This is a genomic window from Nocardioides hwasunensis (assembly GCF_014779665.1).
Classification (GTDB): domain Bacteria; phylum Actinomycetota; class Actinomycetes; order Propionibacteriales; family Nocardioidaceae; genus Nocardioides; species Nocardioides hwasunensis.
In genome coordinates, this window is sequence record NZ_JACXYY010000002.1 from 283,593 (window position 1) to 300,155 (window position 16,563).

Annotated in this window: 15 protein-coding genes; 7 read left to right on the forward strand and 8 right to left on the reverse strand. The window is 71.3% G+C overall.

Annotated elements, in window-relative coordinates; all coding sequences use genetic code 11:
- The first annotated feature begins 26 nt into the window (after positions 1-26).
- Both IEZ25_RS05400 and IEZ25_RS05405 read left to right on the forward strand, forming a co-directional pair.
- Positions 27-1,706 (forward strand): ABC-F family ATP-binding cassette domain-containing protein, encoded by a 1,680-nt coding sequence (locus IEZ25_RS05400; RefSeq protein WP_191198375.1) that lies wholly within the window; start codon positions 27-29, stop codon positions 1,704-1,706.
- Complete coding sequence (locus IEZ25_RS05405) at positions 1,703-2,050, forward strand: GNAT family N-acetyltransferase (RefSeq protein ID WP_191198376.1); 348 nt, start codon at positions 1,703-1,705, stop codon at positions 2,048-2,050. Before IEZ25_RS05400 ends, IEZ25_RS05405 begins: the two co-directional genes overlap by 4 nt.
- Before the next feature lie 329 nt (positions 2,051-2,379).
- Here IEZ25_RS05405 and IEZ25_RS05410 read toward each other — a convergent pair whose 3' ends face one another.
- The 6 genes from IEZ25_RS05410 to IEZ25_RS05435 form a co-directional block, all read right to left on the reverse strand.
- Positions 2,380-3,528, reverse strand: a complete 1,149-nt coding sequence (locus tag IEZ25_RS05410; protein WP_191198377.1) for an acyl-CoA dehydrogenase family protein — start codon at positions 3,526-3,528, stop codon at positions 2,380-2,382.
- On the reverse strand, positions 3,528-4,667 hold the full coding sequence (locus IEZ25_RS05415; protein WP_191198378.1) for an acyl-CoA dehydrogenase family protein: 1,140 nt from the start codon (positions 4,665-4,667) through the stop codon (positions 3,528-3,530). The genes IEZ25_RS05410 and IEZ25_RS05415 overlap by 1 nt, the downstream gene beginning before the upstream one ends.
- 10 nt (positions 4,668-4,677) lie before the next feature.
- A complete protein-coding gene (locus IEZ25_RS05420; RefSeq protein ID WP_191198379.1) occupies positions 4,678-5,829 on the reverse strand; it encodes an acyl-CoA dehydrogenase family protein in 1,152 nt (383 codons plus the stop codon).
- 92 nt (positions 5,830-5,921) lie between these two features.
- Positions 5,922-7,316 carry a S1C family serine protease gene (locus IEZ25_RS05425; protein WP_224748499.1) on the reverse strand — a complete coding sequence of 465 codons (1,395 nt, stop codon included), beginning with the start codon at positions 7,314-7,316 and terminating at the stop codon, positions 5,922-5,924.
- Positions 7,317-7,478: 162 nt separating this feature from the next.
- Complete coding sequence (locus tag IEZ25_RS05430; RefSeq protein WP_191198380.1) at positions 7,479-8,783, reverse strand: citrate synthase; 1,305 nt, start codon at positions 8,781-8,783, stop codon at positions 7,479-7,481.
- Positions 8,784-8,925: 142 nt separating this feature from the next.
- Positions 8,926-10,251, reverse strand: a complete 1,326-nt coding sequence (locus IEZ25_RS05435) for an NAD(P)/FAD-dependent oxidoreductase (RefSeq protein WP_318152060.1) — start codon at positions 10,249-10,251, stop codon at positions 8,926-8,928.
- A 245-nt stretch (positions 10,252-10,496) separates the two neighbouring features.
- Between IEZ25_RS05435 and rplM the strand changes: the two genes are divergently transcribed.
- From rplM to glmM, 3 genes are read left to right on the forward strand one after another with little or no spacing between them, the layout of a single operon-like run.
- A complete protein-coding gene (gene rplM, locus IEZ25_RS05440; RefSeq protein WP_191198382.1) occupies positions 10,497-10,940 on the forward strand; it encodes a 50S ribosomal protein L13 in 444 nt (147 codons plus the stop codon).
- A gap of 14 nt (positions 10,941-10,954) precedes the next feature.
- Positions 10,955-11,467: a 30S ribosomal protein S9 gene (gene rpsI / locus IEZ25_RS05445; protein ID WP_191198383.1), complete on the forward strand. Its 513-nt coding sequence runs from the start codon at positions 10,955-10,957 to the stop codon at positions 11,465-11,467.
- Between the two features lie 2 nt (positions 11,468-11,469).
- Positions 11,470-12,816, forward strand: a complete 1,347-nt coding sequence (glmM, locus tag IEZ25_RS05450) for a phosphoglucosamine mutase (RefSeq protein ID WP_191198384.1) — start codon at positions 11,470-11,472, stop codon at positions 12,814-12,816.
- Here glmM and IEZ25_RS05455 read toward each other — a convergent pair.
- On the reverse strand, positions 12,813-13,175 hold the full coding sequence (locus IEZ25_RS05455; RefSeq protein WP_191198385.1) for a GatB/YqeY domain-containing protein: 363 nt from the start codon (positions 13,173-13,175) through the stop codon (positions 12,813-12,815). The genes glmM and IEZ25_RS05455 overlap by 4 nt on opposite strands.
- 83 nt (positions 13,176-13,258) lie before the next feature.
- Between IEZ25_RS05455 and IEZ25_RS05460 the strand changes: the two genes are divergently transcribed.
- Together IEZ25_RS05460 and IEZ25_RS05465 are read left to right on the forward strand one after the other, a co-directional pair.
- Complete coding sequence (locus IEZ25_RS05460; RefSeq protein ID WP_191198386.1) at positions 13,259-14,251, forward strand: GNAT family N-acetyltransferase; 993 nt, start codon at positions 13,259-13,261, stop codon at positions 14,249-14,251.
- Between the two features lie 234 nt (positions 14,252-14,485).
- Positions 14,486-15,442, forward strand: a complete 957-nt coding sequence (locus tag IEZ25_RS05465; RefSeq protein WP_191198387.1) for a hypothetical protein — start codon at positions 14,486-14,488, stop codon at positions 15,440-15,442.
- Positions 15,443-15,562: 120 nt separating this feature from the next.
- Here IEZ25_RS05465 and coaA read toward each other — a convergent pair whose 3' ends face one another.
- On the reverse strand, positions 15,563-16,534 hold the full coding sequence (gene coaA, locus IEZ25_RS05470) for a type I pantothenate kinase (RefSeq protein WP_191198388.1): 972 nt from the start codon (positions 16,532-16,534) through the stop codon (positions 15,563-15,565).
- Between the last annotated feature and the right edge of the window lie 29 nt (positions 16,535-16,563).

The window sequence follows — 16,563 nt, forward strand, 5'->3', positions numbered from 1 at the left end:
GGGGTCGTCTTGCCACAATCATCGGTGTGGGACATGTCGACGTTGCCGGAGTGCGCTACGAGCTGCCGGACGGGAGGGTCCTCCTCGACGACGTCAGCTTCCGCGTCGGCGACGGGCAGAAGGTCGCGCTCGTCGGCGCCAACGGTGCGGGCAAGACCACGCTGCTGCGCATCGTCACCGGCGACCTGACTCCGCACGCGGGCGTGGTCACCCGCTCCGGCGGACTCGGGGTGATGCGCCAGTTCGTCGGCCACGGCGGTGGGGACGAGACCGTCCACGACCTGCTGCTCTCGGTCGCCCCGCCGCGGGTCCGGGCGGCGGCCGAGGCGGTCGACGCCGCCGAGCTCGCGCTGATGGACGTCGACGACGAGAGCACGCAGATGGCGTACGCCACGGCGCTGGGGGAGTACGCCGACGCCGGCGGCTACGACACCGAGGTGACGTGGGACGTGTGCACCACGGCGGCCATGGAGCTGCCCTTCGACCGTGCGCGGCACCGGCTGCTGAGCACGCTGTCGGGTGGTGAGCAGAAGCGGCTGGTCCTCGAGTACCTCCTGCGCGGTCCTGACCAGGTGCTGCTGCTCGACGAGCCCGACAACTACCTCGACGTGCCCGGCAAGATCTGGCTCGAGGGCCGGATCCGCGAGTCGGCGAAGACGATCCTGTTCATCAGCCACGACCGCGAGCTGCTCGACAACACCGCGACCCGCATCGTCACCGTCGAGCTCGGCAGCGCCGGCAACCTGGTCTGGACGCACCCCGGTGGCTTCGCGAGCTACCACGAGGCGCGCAGCGACCGCTTCGAGCGCTTCGAGGAGATGCGTCGCCGCTGGGACGAGGAGCACGCGAAGATCAAGGCGCTGGTGCTGCGGCTCAAGATCAAGTCCGAGTACAACGACGGCATGTCCTCGCAGTACCGCGCGGCGCAGACCCGGCTGAAGAAGTTCGAGGACGCCGGCCCGCCGATGGAGCAGCCCCGCGAGCAGCAGGTCACGATGCGCCTCAAGGGCGGACGCACGGGCAAGCGCGCCGTCGTCGCCACCGGGCTCGAGCTGACCGGGCTGATGAAGCCGTTCGACCTCGAGGTCTGGTACGGCGAGCGGGTGGCCGTGCTCGGCTCGAACGGCTCGGGCAAGTCGCACTTCCTGCGACTCCTCGCGGCCGGCGGCAGCGATCCCGACATCGAGCACCAGCCCGTCGGCGACCCGCCCGAGCCGGTGGTGCACACCGGCAACGCCAAGCTCGGCGCGCGGGTCCGGCCGGGCTGGTTCGTGCAGACCCACGCCCACCCCGAGCTCACCGGTCGCACGCTCCTGGAGATCCTGCACCGCGGCGACGACCACCGCGACGGGATGGGACGCGAGGCCGCGAGTCGCGTCCTCGACCGCTACGAGCTCGCGCACGCGGGCGAGCAGACCTTCGAGTCGCTCAGCGGTGGCCAGCAGGCGCGCTTCCAGATCCTGCTCCTCGAGCTCTCCGGTGCGACCCTGCTGCTCCTCGACGAGCCGACCGACAACCTCGACGTGCAGTCGGCCGAGGCGCTGGAGGCCGGGCTCGAGGCGTTCGAGGGCACCGTGCTCGCGGTGACCCACGACCGGTGGTTCGCCCGCGGCTTCGACCGCTTCCTGGTCTACGGCGCCGACGGCGAGGTCTACGAGTCGCCCGGCCCGGTCTGGGACGAGGGTCGCGTGAGCCGGGCGCGATGACGCTCACGATCCACCCGCTCAAACCCTGGGACGCGGCTGCGCACGACCGGTGGCACCACGTCTACCTGGTCGCCGAGCGGCACGACCTCGGCCCCGCGGAGACCGCGTGGCAGCTCGAGGAGGTGCGGGCGATGATGCAGGACACCGGCACCCAGGCGTCGTACGCCGGCTGGTGGGGAGCCGTCGACGGCGAGGTCGTGGTCGCCGGATGGATGCGCGCGCCGCTGCTCGACAACGTCGAGCTGGCCGAGGTGATGGTGCACGTGCTGCCGGAGCACCGTCGTCAGGGCCACGGCTCCGCGATGCTCGCGCACGTCGAGACCCACATCGCCTCGCTCGGCTGATGACGTACAACGCCGAGGTCGACGAGCACATGATCGGCGTCAACGAGGCGCTCGGCTTCCGGCCCGTCGCGCGGCTCGGGGACTTCCAGAAGAAGCTCTGAGGCTTGCCCTGGAGTCACCGGATATCCGGCGACTCCGCTGAGATCGTGGAGTCCCTCTGCCACATACTGGCTCACGGACTCCACGATGATCAGGCGGGCACCGAGTCGCCCGGGAGCTCCGCGCAGGCCGGGGTCCCCGCCGACGTGACGCTCCCGGCGAGGGTGGCGGCGGACGACATCGATCCGGGGTCTGCGGATGTCGTGTGCCGCCACCTTGGAGGCGCCGCCTCAGAACGCGCTGATGCCCGTCTCGGCGCGCCCGATGAGCAGCTTCTGGATCTGGGAGGTGCCCTCGTAGAGGGTCATCACGCGTGCGTCGCGGAGGTACTTCGCGACGGGGAAGTCGTCGACGTACCCCGCCCCGCCGTGCACCTGGATCGCGCTGTTCGCGGCGCGGACGGCCGCCTCGGAGGCGAAGAGCTTGGCCTTCGACGCAGCGGTGCCGTAGGGCTCGCCGCGGTCGATCAGGTTGGCGCAGCGCCAGGCCATCAGTCGCGCGGCGTCGGCGTCGACCGACATGTCGGCGATCAGGTCCTGCACGAGCTGGAAGGACGCGATCGGCTTGCCGAACTGCGTGCGCTGTGTGGCGTACGCCACCGAGGCCTCCAGGCAGCCCTGCACGATGCCGACGCAGCCGGAGGCCACCGCGAGGCGCCCCTTGTCGAGGGTGCCCATCGCGATCTTGAAGCCCTCTCCGACCTCGCCGAGGCGCGCGGAGTCCGGGACCCGTACGCCGTCGAGGAACAGCTCGGCGGTCGCCTGGCCGCGCAGCCCGAGCTTGTTCTTCACCTCGCGCGCGGTGAAGCCGGGGGAGTCGGTCGGCACGAGGAAGGCCGTGACGCCGCGCGGGCCGTCGTCGCTGGTGCGCGCGAAGACGAGCGCGACGTCGGCCCAGGTGCCGTTGGTGATGAAGAGCTTCTGGCCGTCGACCACCCAGTCGTCGCCATCTCGCACGGCGCGCGAGGTGAGGTTGCCCGCGTCGGACCCGGTGCCGGGCTCGGTCAGCCCGAAGCAGCCGAGCTTGGTCGCGGACGCCAGGGCCGGCAGCCACTCCTGCTTCTGCTCCTCGCTGCCGTGGAAGAGGATCGACCTGCCGACCAGGCCGCTGCTCACCGACACGATGCCGCGCAGTGCGGAGTCGGCGCGGCCGAGCTCCTCCATCGCGAGGGAGTACGTCACGTAGTCGCCGCCGACGCCGCCGTGCTCCTCGGGGATGGTGAGCCCGAAGAAGCCGAGCTCGGCCATCTTCGGCACGATCGCCAGGTCGACCGACTCGTCGTGATCCCACTGCATGCGGTTCGGGATCGCCTCCCGCTCGAGGAAGTCGCGGGCCAGGTCGCGGAAGGCCTGCTGCTCCTCGGTGAGCGAGAGGTCCATCAGATCGCTTCCACCAGCTCGTGGTCGTCGACCCGCTCGGACAGCCGGGTGAGGTGGTGACCGGCGTTGCCGAGCCACTGCTCGAGCACGGTGAGGTGGGCGGTGCCGACACCGACGGAGTACTCCGCGGTCATCGCGATGCCGCCGTGGAGCTGGATCGCCTCCTGGCCGATGTGCCGCCCCGACCGGCTGACCTGCAGGCCCACCCGGTCGGCCGCGACGGCCACCGCGTCGGGGTCGCCGCCGGCGATGGTCATCGTGGCCCAGTCGACCATGCTGTGGGCGAGCTCGAGCTCGACGTACATGTCCGCGGCGCGGAAGGTCAGCGCCTGGAACGTGTTGAGCGTGACGCCGAACTGCTTGCGGCTCTTGAGGTATTCGGTCGTCGCGCGGACCTGGCTCTGCATCACGCCGAGCGCCTGGTTGGCGCCCATGATCCGGGTCAGGTCGCTGATGGTGGCGACGTTGTCGGCGAGGTCCCGACCCGCCTCGCCGAGGGGCGTGGCGGCGCTGCCGTCGAAGGTGACGCTCGCGGCGCGGGTGAGGTCGGCCGTGGCATAGCCCGAGACGGTCGCTGCGGACGCGTCGACCACGAAGACCCCGGTGCCTCCGCCGTCGGGCAGGGTCGCGGTGACCACGAACATGTCGGCGGACTCACCGCCGACGACGGGGTCGGCCACGCCGTCGAGCGTCCAGGCATCTCCTGACACGGAGGCACGTACGCCGTCCGGCTCCGCGGTCCAGCGGCCACCCGGTGACGTGTCGGCCGCGGCGAGCAGCAGCTCGCCGGAGCTCAACCTGCCCAGCAGGTCGGCCTTCTGCTCAGGTGAGCCCAGCGCGGCGACCAGGCCCCCGGCGTGCACGACCGAGGCCAGGTAGGGCTCGGGGGCGAGCACCCGACCGAGCTCCTGGCACACGATGCCGATCTCGACCGGCCCGGCGCCGACGCCGCCGTCGTCCTCGCTGAAGGGCAGCCCGAGGATGCCCATCTCCGCCAGTCGGCCCCAGAGCGCGCGGTCGAAGCCCGGCTCCTCGGCCACCGTGCGGCGTCGCGCCTCGTGGTCGGCGTACGCCGTCGCGAGCAGGCCGCGGACGGCCTCCCGCAGTGCCTGCTGCTCGTCGTCGTAGGTGAAGTCCATCGCGTGCTCCTCAGAGTCCCAGGATCGTGCGGCTGATGATCTGGCGCTGGATCTCGTTGGACCCGCCGTAGATCGACGCCTTGCGGAGGTTCAGGTAGGTCGGGGCGGTGCGGCGCGCCCAGCCCTCCTGCGGTGAGTCGTCGTCGGCGCGCGCGGCCAGCGCGGCCGGGCCGGCGAGGTCGAGCGCGAGCTCGCTGACGGCCTGCTGGAGCTCGGTGCCCCTGAGCTTGAGCACCGACGAGGCCGGGTGCGGCTCGCCGCCGGCGGAGTGCGCGACGACCCGGAGCGCGGTCAGCTCGAGGGCGAGCAGCTGGTTCTCCAGCTCGGCGACGCGGGCCCGGACGAGCGGGTCCTGCAGCTGGTCGGCGGCGGTCTCCTTGAGCGTGGCCAGCGCGCGCTTGGTGGCGCCCACCGGTGCGACGCCGACACGCTCGTTGCCGAGGAGGAACTTGGCGATGGTCCAGCCCTGACCGGGCTCGCCGACGAGGAGGTCGCCGGGGACGCGGACGTCGGAGAACCAGACCTCGTTGACCTCGTGGCCGCCGTCGATGAGCTCGATCGGTCGGACCTCCACGCCGGGGGTGGTCATGTCGATCAGCAGCATCGAGATGCCCTGCTGCTTCTTCACCTCGGTGTCGGTGCGCACGAGGGTGAAGATCCAGTCGCCGTACTGGCCGAGCGTGGTCCACGTCTTCTGTCCGTTGACGACCCAGTCGTCACCGTCGCGCACCGCGGTCGTGCGGAGGCTGGCCAGGTCGGAGCCGGCGTCGGGCTCGGAGAAGCCCTGCGACCACCAGATGTCGAGGCTCGCGGTGTCCGGCAGGAACCGCTGCTTCTGCTCCTCGGTGCCGAACTGCGCGATCACCGGGCCGATCATCGAGGCGTTGAACGCCAGGGGGAGCGGGACGCCGGCGCGCTGCATCTCCTCGTGCCACAGGTGGCGCTGCAGGTCGGTCCAGTCCTGGCCGCCCCACTCGGTCGGCCAGTCGGGGACGGCCAGGCCCTCGGCGTTCAGGGTGCGCTGGCTCTCCACGATCTGGTCGCGGGTGAGGTGGCGCCCCTCGAGGACGGTGTCGCGGATCTCCTGCGGGACCTTGCTGGTGAAGAACTCCCGCATGCGGTCGCGGAACTCCGCGTCGGTCGGACTCAGCTCGAGCTGCATGTGACTCCTCGGTAGAACGGACCAGGCCGGCCGCACCATCATGGCGCGGCCGGCCTGAGCCTGGCGAAGGAGATCCCCCAAGGGGGTGGGGATCAGCCGTTCGTCGACGTGGCGTCGCTGTCGAGCACGAGGGTGGCGTTCTGCTCCTTGCCACCGCTGGTGGTCCAGGTGACGCTCACCGAGTCGCCCGGGCGGTAGGACCGGATGGTCGCGACCAGCGAGTCGGCGCCGGTGACCTGGTGGTCGTCCACCTTGGTGATCACGTCGCCCGAGGTGAGGCCGGCCTTCTCGGCCGTGGACCCGGCGGTCACGTCACGCACCAGCGCACCGGTCTGGTCGCTGGACTGGGGGTCGCCGACCTGGATGCCGAGGCGCGCGTGGGTCGGGGTCTCGCCCTTGGCCATCTGGTCGACGATCGGCATGACCTCGTCGATCGGGATCGCGAAGCCGAGACCGATGGAGCCCGACTGGGGCTCACCGCTCAGGCCGGACCCGGACGACGCGGTGCGGATCGAGGAGTTGATGCCGATCACCGCGCCGGTCATGTCGACCAGCGGGCCGCCGGAGTTGCCGGGGTTGATCGCCGCGTCGGTCTGGATCGCGGGGTACGTCGTGGAGTTGCCCTGGTCGTCCGAGCCGACGTTGACCGGTCGGTTGAGCGCACTGACGATCCCGCTGGTCACGGTGGCGTCGAGGCCGAACGGCGAGCCGATCGCGACCACGCCCTCGCCCACGCCGAGGTTGGCCGACTTGCCGATGGTGGCCGGCGTCAGGCCGGAGACGTCCTGGGCCTTGATGACCGCGGTGTCGGTGAGCGGGTCGGTGCCGAGGATCTGCGCCGTCGCGCTGGTGCCGTCGTCGAAGGACACCCGGAGCGAACCGCCGTTCTCGGCCATCTCGACCACGTGGTTGTTGGTGAGGATGGTGCCGTCGGCGGTGAGGATGATGCCGGAGCCGGACGCCTCGCCCTCCTGCCCGCGGACGTCGATCTTCACGACGCTCGGCAGCACCTTCTGGGCCACGGACTCGACCGAGCCGTCGGCAGCCGGGGGACGGGTCGGGTTCGAGACGGTCGAGGTCGACACCTGGCTGGACGGGGAGGCGGTCGCGGTGTCGTCGTGCACGGCGTCCCAGAACGCGGCTCCGCCGATGCCGGCGCCGCCGCCGACGAGCAGCGAGGTGGCCACGACGGCAGCCGCCAGGCCCGTGCGGCGCCGCTTCGGGGGACGCTCGGCGGTGGTCACGCCGCCGGGCCGCGCGAAGGCCTCGGTGCGGTCGGGCGCGGTGGTGCCCCACGCGGGACGCTGGCCATAGGGGTCGGTGGAACCGTAGGGGTTCGGCGAGCCCGGTCCCTGCGTGGCCGGGAAGTCCTGGCCGGACGCGGCCTGCTGGTAGGGATTCGTGTCAGCCGGCCGCTGCGGGCCCTGCTGGGGATCGTGCTGCGGACCCTGCTCGGGGTCGTGCTGGGGGTTGTGTCCGTCGCTCATGTCCTCGACTCTGCGTGCGCTGCCTGTGACCTCCCTGAGAAGTGGCTCGGCATCGGCGAAGAAACTCCCGGGCGTCGCCGCGGTCCCGACACCCGTCGCGGACGCACGAACGCCCCCGGCCGGTGGCCGGGGGCGTTCGTGCGTGGTGCGGGAGAGGAGCGGTCAGCTCCAGCGCTCCGAGGCCGCGGTGAACCTGAGCTCGCGGTCGCCGGTGTAGATCTGCTTGGGGCGGGCGATCTTCTGGTCCTTGTCCTGCACGAGCTCCGACCACTGCGCCAGCCAGCCCGGCGTACGGCCGATGGCGAAGAGCACGGTGAACATCTCCGGCGGGAACTGGAAGGCCTCGTAGATGAGGCCGGAGTAGAAGTCCACGTTGGGGTAGAGCTTGCGCTTGACGAAGTACTCGTCCTCGAGCGCGATCTTCTCCAGCTCGAGCGCGATGTCGAGCAGCGGGTTGGTGCCGGTGACCTCGAAGACGTCCTCGGCGGACTTCTTGATGATCTTGGCGCGCGGGTCGTAGTTCTTGTAGACCCGGTGGCCGAAGCCCATGAGGCGCTCGTTGCCGTCCTTCACCCCGTCGATGAAGGCGGGGATGTTCTCCTTGCTGCCGATGCGCTTGAGCATCCGCAGCACGGCCTCGTTGGCGCCGCCGTGCAGCGGGCCGTAGAGCGCGCCGACGCCGGCGGAGACGGCCGAGTAGGGGTCGACCTGCGAGGAGCCCACCGAGCGGACCGCGTTGGTCGAGCAGTTCTGCTCGTGGTCGGCGTGGAGGATGAAGAGCACGTCGAGGGCCTTCACCAGGCGCTCGTCGGCCTCGAACTTCGACTCGCTCATCTTGAAGAGCATCGAGAGGAAGTTGGCGGTGTAGCCGAGGTCGTTGTCGGGGTAGACGTAGGGCTTGCCCTGCGCGTGCCGGAACGACCAGGCCCCGAGGGTCGGCATCTTGGCGATCATGCGGACCATCTGCATGTGGCGGTTGTCCGCGTCGCTGATATTGCGGGCGTCGGGGTAGAACGTCGACAGCGCGCCGACCGAGGCCATCAGCATGCCCATCGGGTGGGCGTCGTAGCGGAAGCCCTGCATGAAGGTCTTCACGTTCTCGTGCACGAACGTGTGGTAGGTGATCTCGTGCACCCAGCCGTCGTACTGCTCCTTGGTGGGCAGCTCGCCGTGGATGAGGAGATAGGCCACCTCGAGGAAGTTCGACTTCTCGGCCAGCTGCTCGATCGGGTACCCGCGGTACTCGAGGATGCCCTTGTCGCCGTCGATGTAGGTGACGGCCGAGCGGCACGAGGCGGTGTTGACGAAGCCGGGGTCGTAGGTGGCGAGGCCGGGCTGCTCCTCGTCGAGGCGGATCTGCCCCAGGTCCTTGGCCGCGATCGTGTTGTCGGTGATCGCGATGTCGTACGTCTGACCGGTCCGGTTGTCGGTGACAGTCAGGGAATCCTTGGCCGCAACGTCGGTCACGTCGGCTCCTGTTCAATACGTCTTTGTACGTCTTCGGGTCCACTCAACTTAGTCCGGGCCTCGACGCGACGGCCAATCAGGTGTCCACCTTGAGACCCGACCCCTACTTCAGTACGAGACGCCGGCGACGACCGCCGTCACGTCAGCGGCCCGCCACGCGATCGGCCACCCGGGCGATGCGACTGGTGCGCGCGAGACCGGCGTCCTCGCGTCGGTCGGCCGCCCGGTAGAGGCGGTAGAGGGCGTGCACGCCGAGCCATCGCAGGGGCTCGGGCTCCCACCTGCGGACGTGGTGGCCGGTCCAGGGGAGCGCGGTCAGGTCGGTGTCGCGGCCGAGCACCAGGTCGCGCAGCGTGCGGCCCGCGAGGTTGGTCGCGGTGAGCCCCGACCCGACGTAGCCGCCGGCGTGGCCGAGGCCGGTCGTCGGGTCGAACGAGACGCTGGCGCTCCAGTCGCGTGGCACCCCGAGCACCCCGCACCACGCGTGGTCGAGCCCGATGCCCTCGAGGGCGGGGAAGAGCGCGGTCAGGGTCGCGCGCAGCGACTCGACGGTCCAGCGCTGGGTGCGTCCGTCGTCGTCGGTGCGCGACCCGAAGCGGTACGGGACGCCGCGCCCGCCCATCGCAATGCGTCCGTCGGCGGTCCGCTGCGCGTAGCAGTAGGCGTGCGCCTCGTCGCCGAGCAGCTCCTCGCCGCTCCATCCGACGGCACGCCACTGGTCGGCGCTCAGCGGCTCGGTCACCACGAGGGCGGAGTTCATCGGCAGCCAGTCGCGACGGTGACCGGCGAGTCCGGCCGTGAAGCCCTCGAGGCAGCGCAGCACGACCGGCGCCCGGACGGTGCCGCGCTCGGTGCGGACCCGGCCCGGCTCCACCGACGTGACGCGGGTGCCCTCGTGGACGCGCACGCCGCGATCCCGCACGACGCGGGCGACGCCAGAGACCAGCTTGGCGGGGTGGACACGGGCGCAGTCGGGGTCGAAGTGGCCCGACACGGCTCCGGCCACCCGGATCCGGTCGGCCACCTGCTCGGCGGTGAGCTCGCCGTCCAGCCGCTCGGCCTGGGCCCGCGAGCGTGCGACCGTGAGCACGCCGCTGCGGACGATGTCGGCGTCGATCCCCTCGCGGTCCGCGACGCCGATGACCTCATCGACGCTGGCGCGCAGTGCCGCTCGCAGCCGGTCGACGCCGGCCTCGCCCGCCACCTCGGCGTACGTCGACGCGCTGCCGGCCAGCTCGCTCGAGAGCCAGCCGCCATTGCGCCCCGAGGCCCCGAAGCCGGCGAACTCCGCCTCGAGCACGCGGATGTCGAGGGACGGGTCGGCCTCGTGGAGGTAGAACGCCGCCCAGAGGCCGGTCAGGCCGCCGCCGACGATCGCCACGTCGCAGCTCGTGTCGCCCACCAGGACGTCGGAGGGTGAGGGGCGACCGACCTGGTGCCACCAGAAGGAGACGTCACCGTTGCGCACGCCGCCCATTGTGACGCCTCGTCGTTTTGACCCTCACGCGCGAGTCGCCGTACTCTTGCTGGTCGCGACTACTGCCGCGTCCGCTCCCTCCCCACGGAGATCGGAGCGGGTGCAGATCCGGACGTCATCCCCTGTCTCCGCGCGCGGAGCGAGGGAGCGAACCGGGCCGTGTTCGTCAGGAGCCGCAGCACCACTCCGCCCCTCGTCCGAGGGACGGGACCAACGAACCAGAACGGGATACCGCCGTGCGCACGTACAGCCCCAAGCCCGCTGACATCCAGCGCGAGTGGCTCGTCATCGACGCCACCGACGTGGTCCTGGGCCGCCTCGCCGTCCAGACCGCCAACCTCCTCCGCGGCAAGCACAAGCCGACCTTCGCTCCTCACATGGACATGGGCGACTTCGTGATCATCGTGAACGCCTCCAAGGTGTCGCTGTCGGGGACCAAGAAGACCACCAAGATGGCCTACCGCCACTCCGGCTACCCGGGCGGCCTCTCGGCCACGCCCTTCGGTGAGCTCCTCGAGAAGGACCCGCGCAAGGCGATCGAGAACGCCGTGTGGGGCATGCTCCCGAAGAACAAGCTCGGTCGCCAGATGCTGAAGAAGCTGAAGGTCTACGGAGGCCCCGACCACCCGCACCTGGCCCAGCAGGCCACTCCTTTCGAGATCACGCAGATCTCCCAGTGACTGAGGACGCACAGATGACTGAGAACAGCACCCAGGAGACCGGCGAGGTCGAGGAGACCTTCGAGACCGACGCCGACGGCGTGGCCTACACGTCCGAGAGCGACGCCTCCGCCGACACCCCCGCCCGCCCGGCCACGATCGAGCCTGGCGCGGCCACCGGTCGCCGCAAGGAGGCCGTCGCCCGCGTCCGCATCGTCCCGGGCACCGGCGAGTGGCGCATCAACGGCCGCACGCTCGACAACTACTTCCCCAACAAGCTGCACCAGCAGATCGCGAACGAGCCGTTCGTCGAGCTGCAGCTCGAGGGCCGCTTCGACGTGATCGCCCGCATCCACGGCGGCGGCATCGCCGGCCAGGCCGGCGCGCTGCGTCTCGGCGTGGCTCGCTCGCTCAACGGCATCGACGCCGAGGCCAACCGCCCGGCGCTCAAGAAGGCCGGCCTGCTCACCCGCGACGCCCGCGTCGTGGAGCGCAAGAAGGCAGGGCTCAAGAAGGCCCGCAAGGCGTCGCAGTTCAGCAAGCGCTGACCTTGCCGCGACTCTTCGGCACGGACGGGGTCCGGGGCCTGGCGAACGCAGATCTCACTGCCGAGCTGGCCCTGGACCTCTCCGTCTGTGCGGCACACGTTCTGGCCGACCGCGGCGAGTTCGAGGGGCACCGCCCGCTCGCCGTGGTGGGTCGGGACACGCGCATCTCCGGGCAGTTCCTCGAGGCGGCGGTCGTCGCAGGCCTCGCGTCGGCCGGTGTCGACGTCCTGCTCCTCGGCGTCCTGCCCACACCGGGCGTCGCCTACATGACCGACACGCTCGGCGCCGACCTCGGCGTCATGCTGTCGGCCTCGCACAACCCGATGCCCGACAACGGCATCAAGTTCCTCGCCCGCGGCGGGCACAAGCTCGACGACGCCATCGAGATCGCCATCGAGAAGCGGATGGGCGAGCCGTGGCGGCGACCCACCGGCGGCAACGTCGGCCGCGTCAAGGTCTACGACACCGCCGTCGCGGAGTACGCCGCCCACCTCGAGAGCACGATCACCCACCCGCTCGTCGGTCTCAAGGTGGTCCTCGACTGCGCCGAGGGCGCCGCCCACGCGGCCGGCCCCCGCGCGCTGGAGGACGCCGGCGCCACGGTCATCGCGATCCACGCCGATCCCGACGGCCTCAACATCAACGACAACTGCGGCTCGACCCACCTCCAGGACCTGCAGGCCGCGGTCCTCGAGCACGGCGCGCACGCCGGCTTCGCCCTCGACGGTGACGCCGACCGCTGCCTCGCGGTGGACGCCGACGGCACCGTCGTCGACGGCGACCAGATCCTCGCGATCCTCTCGCTCTCGCTCCTCGAGCAGGGCCGGCTGGCCAAGGACACCGTCGTCGCCACGGTGATGAGCAACCTCGGCTTCGTCCAGGCCCTGCGCGCCCACGACGTCGGCGTACGCCAGACGAAGGTCGGGGACCGCTACGTCCTCGAGGCGATGAAGGTCTCCGGCTACAACCTCGGCGGCGAGCAGTCGGGCCACGTCATCCTCAGCGACCACGCGACCACCGGCGACGGCATCCTCACCACGCTGCACGTGATGGAGCGGATGGCCACGACCGGCAAGTCGCTGGCCGAGCTGGCCTCGGTCATGACGCGGCTGCCGCAGGTGCTGCTCAACGTCGCCGGCGTCGACAAGTCGCGCGCCGACGAGGACGCCGTCCTCGCGGCTGCCGTGGCCGAGGAGGAGGCGGCGCTCGGCGAGCGCGGTCGCATCCTGCTGCGCCCGTCGGGCACCGAGCCCATCGTGCGGGTGATGGTCGAGGCGCCCACGCCGGAGGAGGCCCAGGACGTCGCGTCCCGGCTCGCCGACGTGGTCAAGCGCCAGCTCTCGCTCTAGGCCTCGCCCGGAGCCTGGCGCAGTGCCGTGAGCCGCTCGGCGGCACGCCGTGCGGCGAAGGCACGCTCGGGCACCGAGCACGCGTAGGCACGTCCGGCCTCCTCCAGCGACGTGATCTCGGCGTCGAGGACCGCCCGCTCGTCGGCGTCGCTCAGCCGTCGTCGCTCGGCCTCGGTCGCGCCGACCCCGACGGGCGCCTCCTCGAGGGCACCCGCGGTCGCCTCAACCGGCACCGCCTCGGCGTTCTCCAGCGCGGCGATCGCCGTGCGCAGGGTCGCCGCCGTCTCGGCATCGCGTGCCCGCCTCGCCTCGAGCAGGGCGGTGCGCAGGCGGGTGCGGAGCGGGGAGTCGGTGGTCACGGGCCGAGCCTGCCAAGTCCGGGCCTCGCGCGCAGCCGGATATCCGTGTGCTGGCCACCCGGTGGTGGGGCTACGGTCGGCCCGTGGTCGACATCGAGCAGCTCAACCCGCGCAACGAGGCCGCCCTCCGCGCGTGGTGGGAGGTCGGGCGGGCCGCGACGGCGTACCGCCCCGGCAAGCCGTGGCCGGCGTGGGAGCTGAGCCGTCTCGCGCTTCCCGCGGACAACCCCGAGCGCGGGACCACGCTCATCGGTGCGATCGACGGGCGGGAGATGATCGGTGCCGGGCTGCTGACACGCCCGTTGCAGGACAACCTCCACGCGGCCAACGCCTACGCCTACGTGCAGCCCACGCGCCAGCGCGAGGGGATCGGGACCGCGCTCCTGGCCGAGCTGGAGGTGGTCGCGGCCGGTGACGGGCGGACGACGCTCCAGAGCGAGGTCTACCTGCCGCCCGGGACGGACGGGGGGCCGGCCGCGTTCGCCGCCGCGCGCGGATTCGCGGTGGCGAACCGCGAGGCGCTCAAGGAGCTCACGCTCAGCCACTACGTCGCCCGGCGAGACGACCTCGCCGCCTCGGCCCCGGTGCCGTCCGGCTATCGGATCGTCACCTTCGACACCGTGTGCCCCGACGAGCACCTCGCGTCCTACTGCCGCCTGCTCGGGATGCTGCTGGCGGAGGTGCCGCTCGGTGAGCTCGACCTCACCGACTCCGGGTGGGACGAGGCGCGCGTGCGCGCGGCCGAGCGGCGGCTGGTCGACATCGGCCGGCACATGCTGACGGCCCTGGCGATCGCCCCCGACGGCGCGGTCGCGGGTGTCAGCGACGTACGCATCAACGACGCGGACCAGACCGCGGGCGAGGTCGGCATCACCCTCGTTGACCCGGCCCACCGCGGCCACCGCCTCGGCACGGCCCTCAAGCTCGCGACCCACGACCTGGCCCTGGCGAACTACCCGCAGCTGGTCTCGGTCGACACCGCGAACGCCGACGTGAACGTCCACATGAACGCCGTGAACGACGCCCTCGGCTACCGCACGATCGAGACCGTGCTGGAGCTCCAGAAGAAGCTCTGAGGCCTGGGCCTGACGTCATGAGACGCGGTCGGCCGCACGACCGGCTGCCATGACGTGGTACGACAACGTCATGGCGGCGAGCTTCTCGCGCGACCACCGACCATGACGTCCGTGTCCTGCGTCCGATCCGGGTGACGGGCCACCGCGCCTCCACAGGTGACGTTCAGGTCGAGTGTCCACAGGCCGGAGGCCACGGACGCGCGCTCCGTCTGCTGCGTTGTCGAGGCTCGTTGCATGGACGGAAGCGAGAAGAAGCGGCACAGCGCGGCCGAGCGTCGGCGCATCCTCGAGGAAGTCACCGTGCTCGGCCGACGACAGGGTGGCGTGCTCTCGCGGTCCCAGGCCTACGCCGCCGGTCTGACGCGTGGCGAGCTGCGCGCGCAGGTCCGCGCCCAGAGATGGCAGCGGGTCTGGACCCGGTCGATCTGCCTCCACACCGGTGAGGTGTCGCCCCTCGGTCGGCGGTGGGCCGCGGTCTTCGAGGGCGGCGATCGCGGGATGCTCGACGGGGAGTCGTCCCTCGTCGCCTCGGGCCTGAAGCACTACGAGGTGGACGTGCACCGGGTGTCGGTCCCTCGTGGGGTCAAGCCGTTGCGCGGCGCCGGCCTCGACATCCGCCGCACACGGAGATGGTCGGCGGACGATCTCGTCGCCACGGGAGTGCCGCGAACGCGCGTCCCCGTCGCCGCGGTGCGGGCGGCGATGTGGGCGAGGGGCGACCGGCAGGCTGCGCTCCTGCTGACGATGCCGGTCCAGCAGGGAATGACCACCGCGGAGCTGATCGGGCGTGCGCTGCTGGCGGTCCGACGAGACCGCCGTCGCGAGCTCATGCATGCCGTGGTCACCGATCTCCTCGGTGGCGTCCGGTCATTGGGAGAGCTCGACTTCGCCCGGGAGTGCCGGCGCCGGGGGATACCCGAGCCCGACCGCCAGGTGGTCCGGCGGGGCAAGGACGGTCGCCACTACCTCGACGTCTGCTGGGACGACTTCCACCTGGTGGTCGAGATCGACGGCATCCACCACACCTGGGCGAGCGAGGTGGTGCCGGACGCACTGCGGCAGAACGACGTCACCCTCGCCAGCGCGACGGTGCTGCGGATGCCGCTCCTGGGCCTCCGCGTCGCCGCCGACGACTTCTTCGAGCAGGTCGAGCGCGGACTGCGTGCCGGCGGATGGTGTGCTGCGGCCTGAGCTCCACGGCGTACGTCATGGTGAGCGGTCGCCTTCGCCGCCGATCGTCATGACGTACGACGACAACGTCATGGTGAGCGGTCGTGCGGATGACCCGCGGCCATGACGTCCGGGTCGCCGCTAGAGCTTGCGCAGCCGGACGTAGCGGACGGAGTGGTCGGCGTCCTTGCGAAGCACCAGGTTGGCGCGGGAGCGGGTGGGGGCGACGTTCTGCACGAGGTTGGGCTCGTTGATGGACTCCCAGATGCGCGAGGCCTGGTCGACGGCCTCGTCGTGGGAGAGCACGGCGTACTTGCGGAAGTACGACGCCGGGTCGCGGAAGGCGGTCTCGCGCAGGCGCAGGAAGCGGTCGACGTACCACCGCTTGATGTCGGTCAGCGCGGCGTCGACGTAGACCGAGAAGTCGAAGAAGTCGCTGACCGCGAGCCCGGTGCGGCCGTCGTCGCGCACCCGCGCGGGCTGGAGGACGTTGAGGCCCTCGATGATGACGATGTCGGGCCGCTTCACCACGACCCGCTCGTCGGGCAGCACGTCGTAGACGAGGTGGGAGTAGATCGGCGCCTCGACCTCGTCCTTGCCGGACTTGATGTCGACGACGAACTTCAGCAGCGCGCGGCGGTCGTAGGACTCCGGGAAGCCCTTGCGGTGCAGGATCCCGCGGCGCTCGAGCTCGGCGTTGGGGAGCAGGAAGCCGTCGGTGGTCACGAGCGCGACGTTGGGGTGCTCGGGCCAGTGCGCGAGCATCTGCTGCAGCACGCGCGCCGTCGTCGACTTGCCGACCGCGACCGAGCCGGCCAGCCCGATCACGAACGGCGTACGCGGTGGGGTGACGCGGTGCAGGAACTCCTCCTGCTCGCGGTGGAGGCGGGAGTTGGCCGCGACGTAGAGGCTAAGCAGCCGGGAGAGCGGGAGGTAGACCTGCTCGATCTCGCGCAGGTCGAGCTGGTCGCCGAGACCGCGGAGCCGGACGACCTCCTCGGGCGTCAGCGTGGTCTCGGCCGTGCCGGCGAGCTGGGCCCACGCCCCGCGCTCGAGCTCGACGTAGGGGGAGGCCTCGCCGCCGTTGGAGGACGACGACGTGGCCTCGGACATGGGTGCGATTGTGGCACCGGTCCGTGATG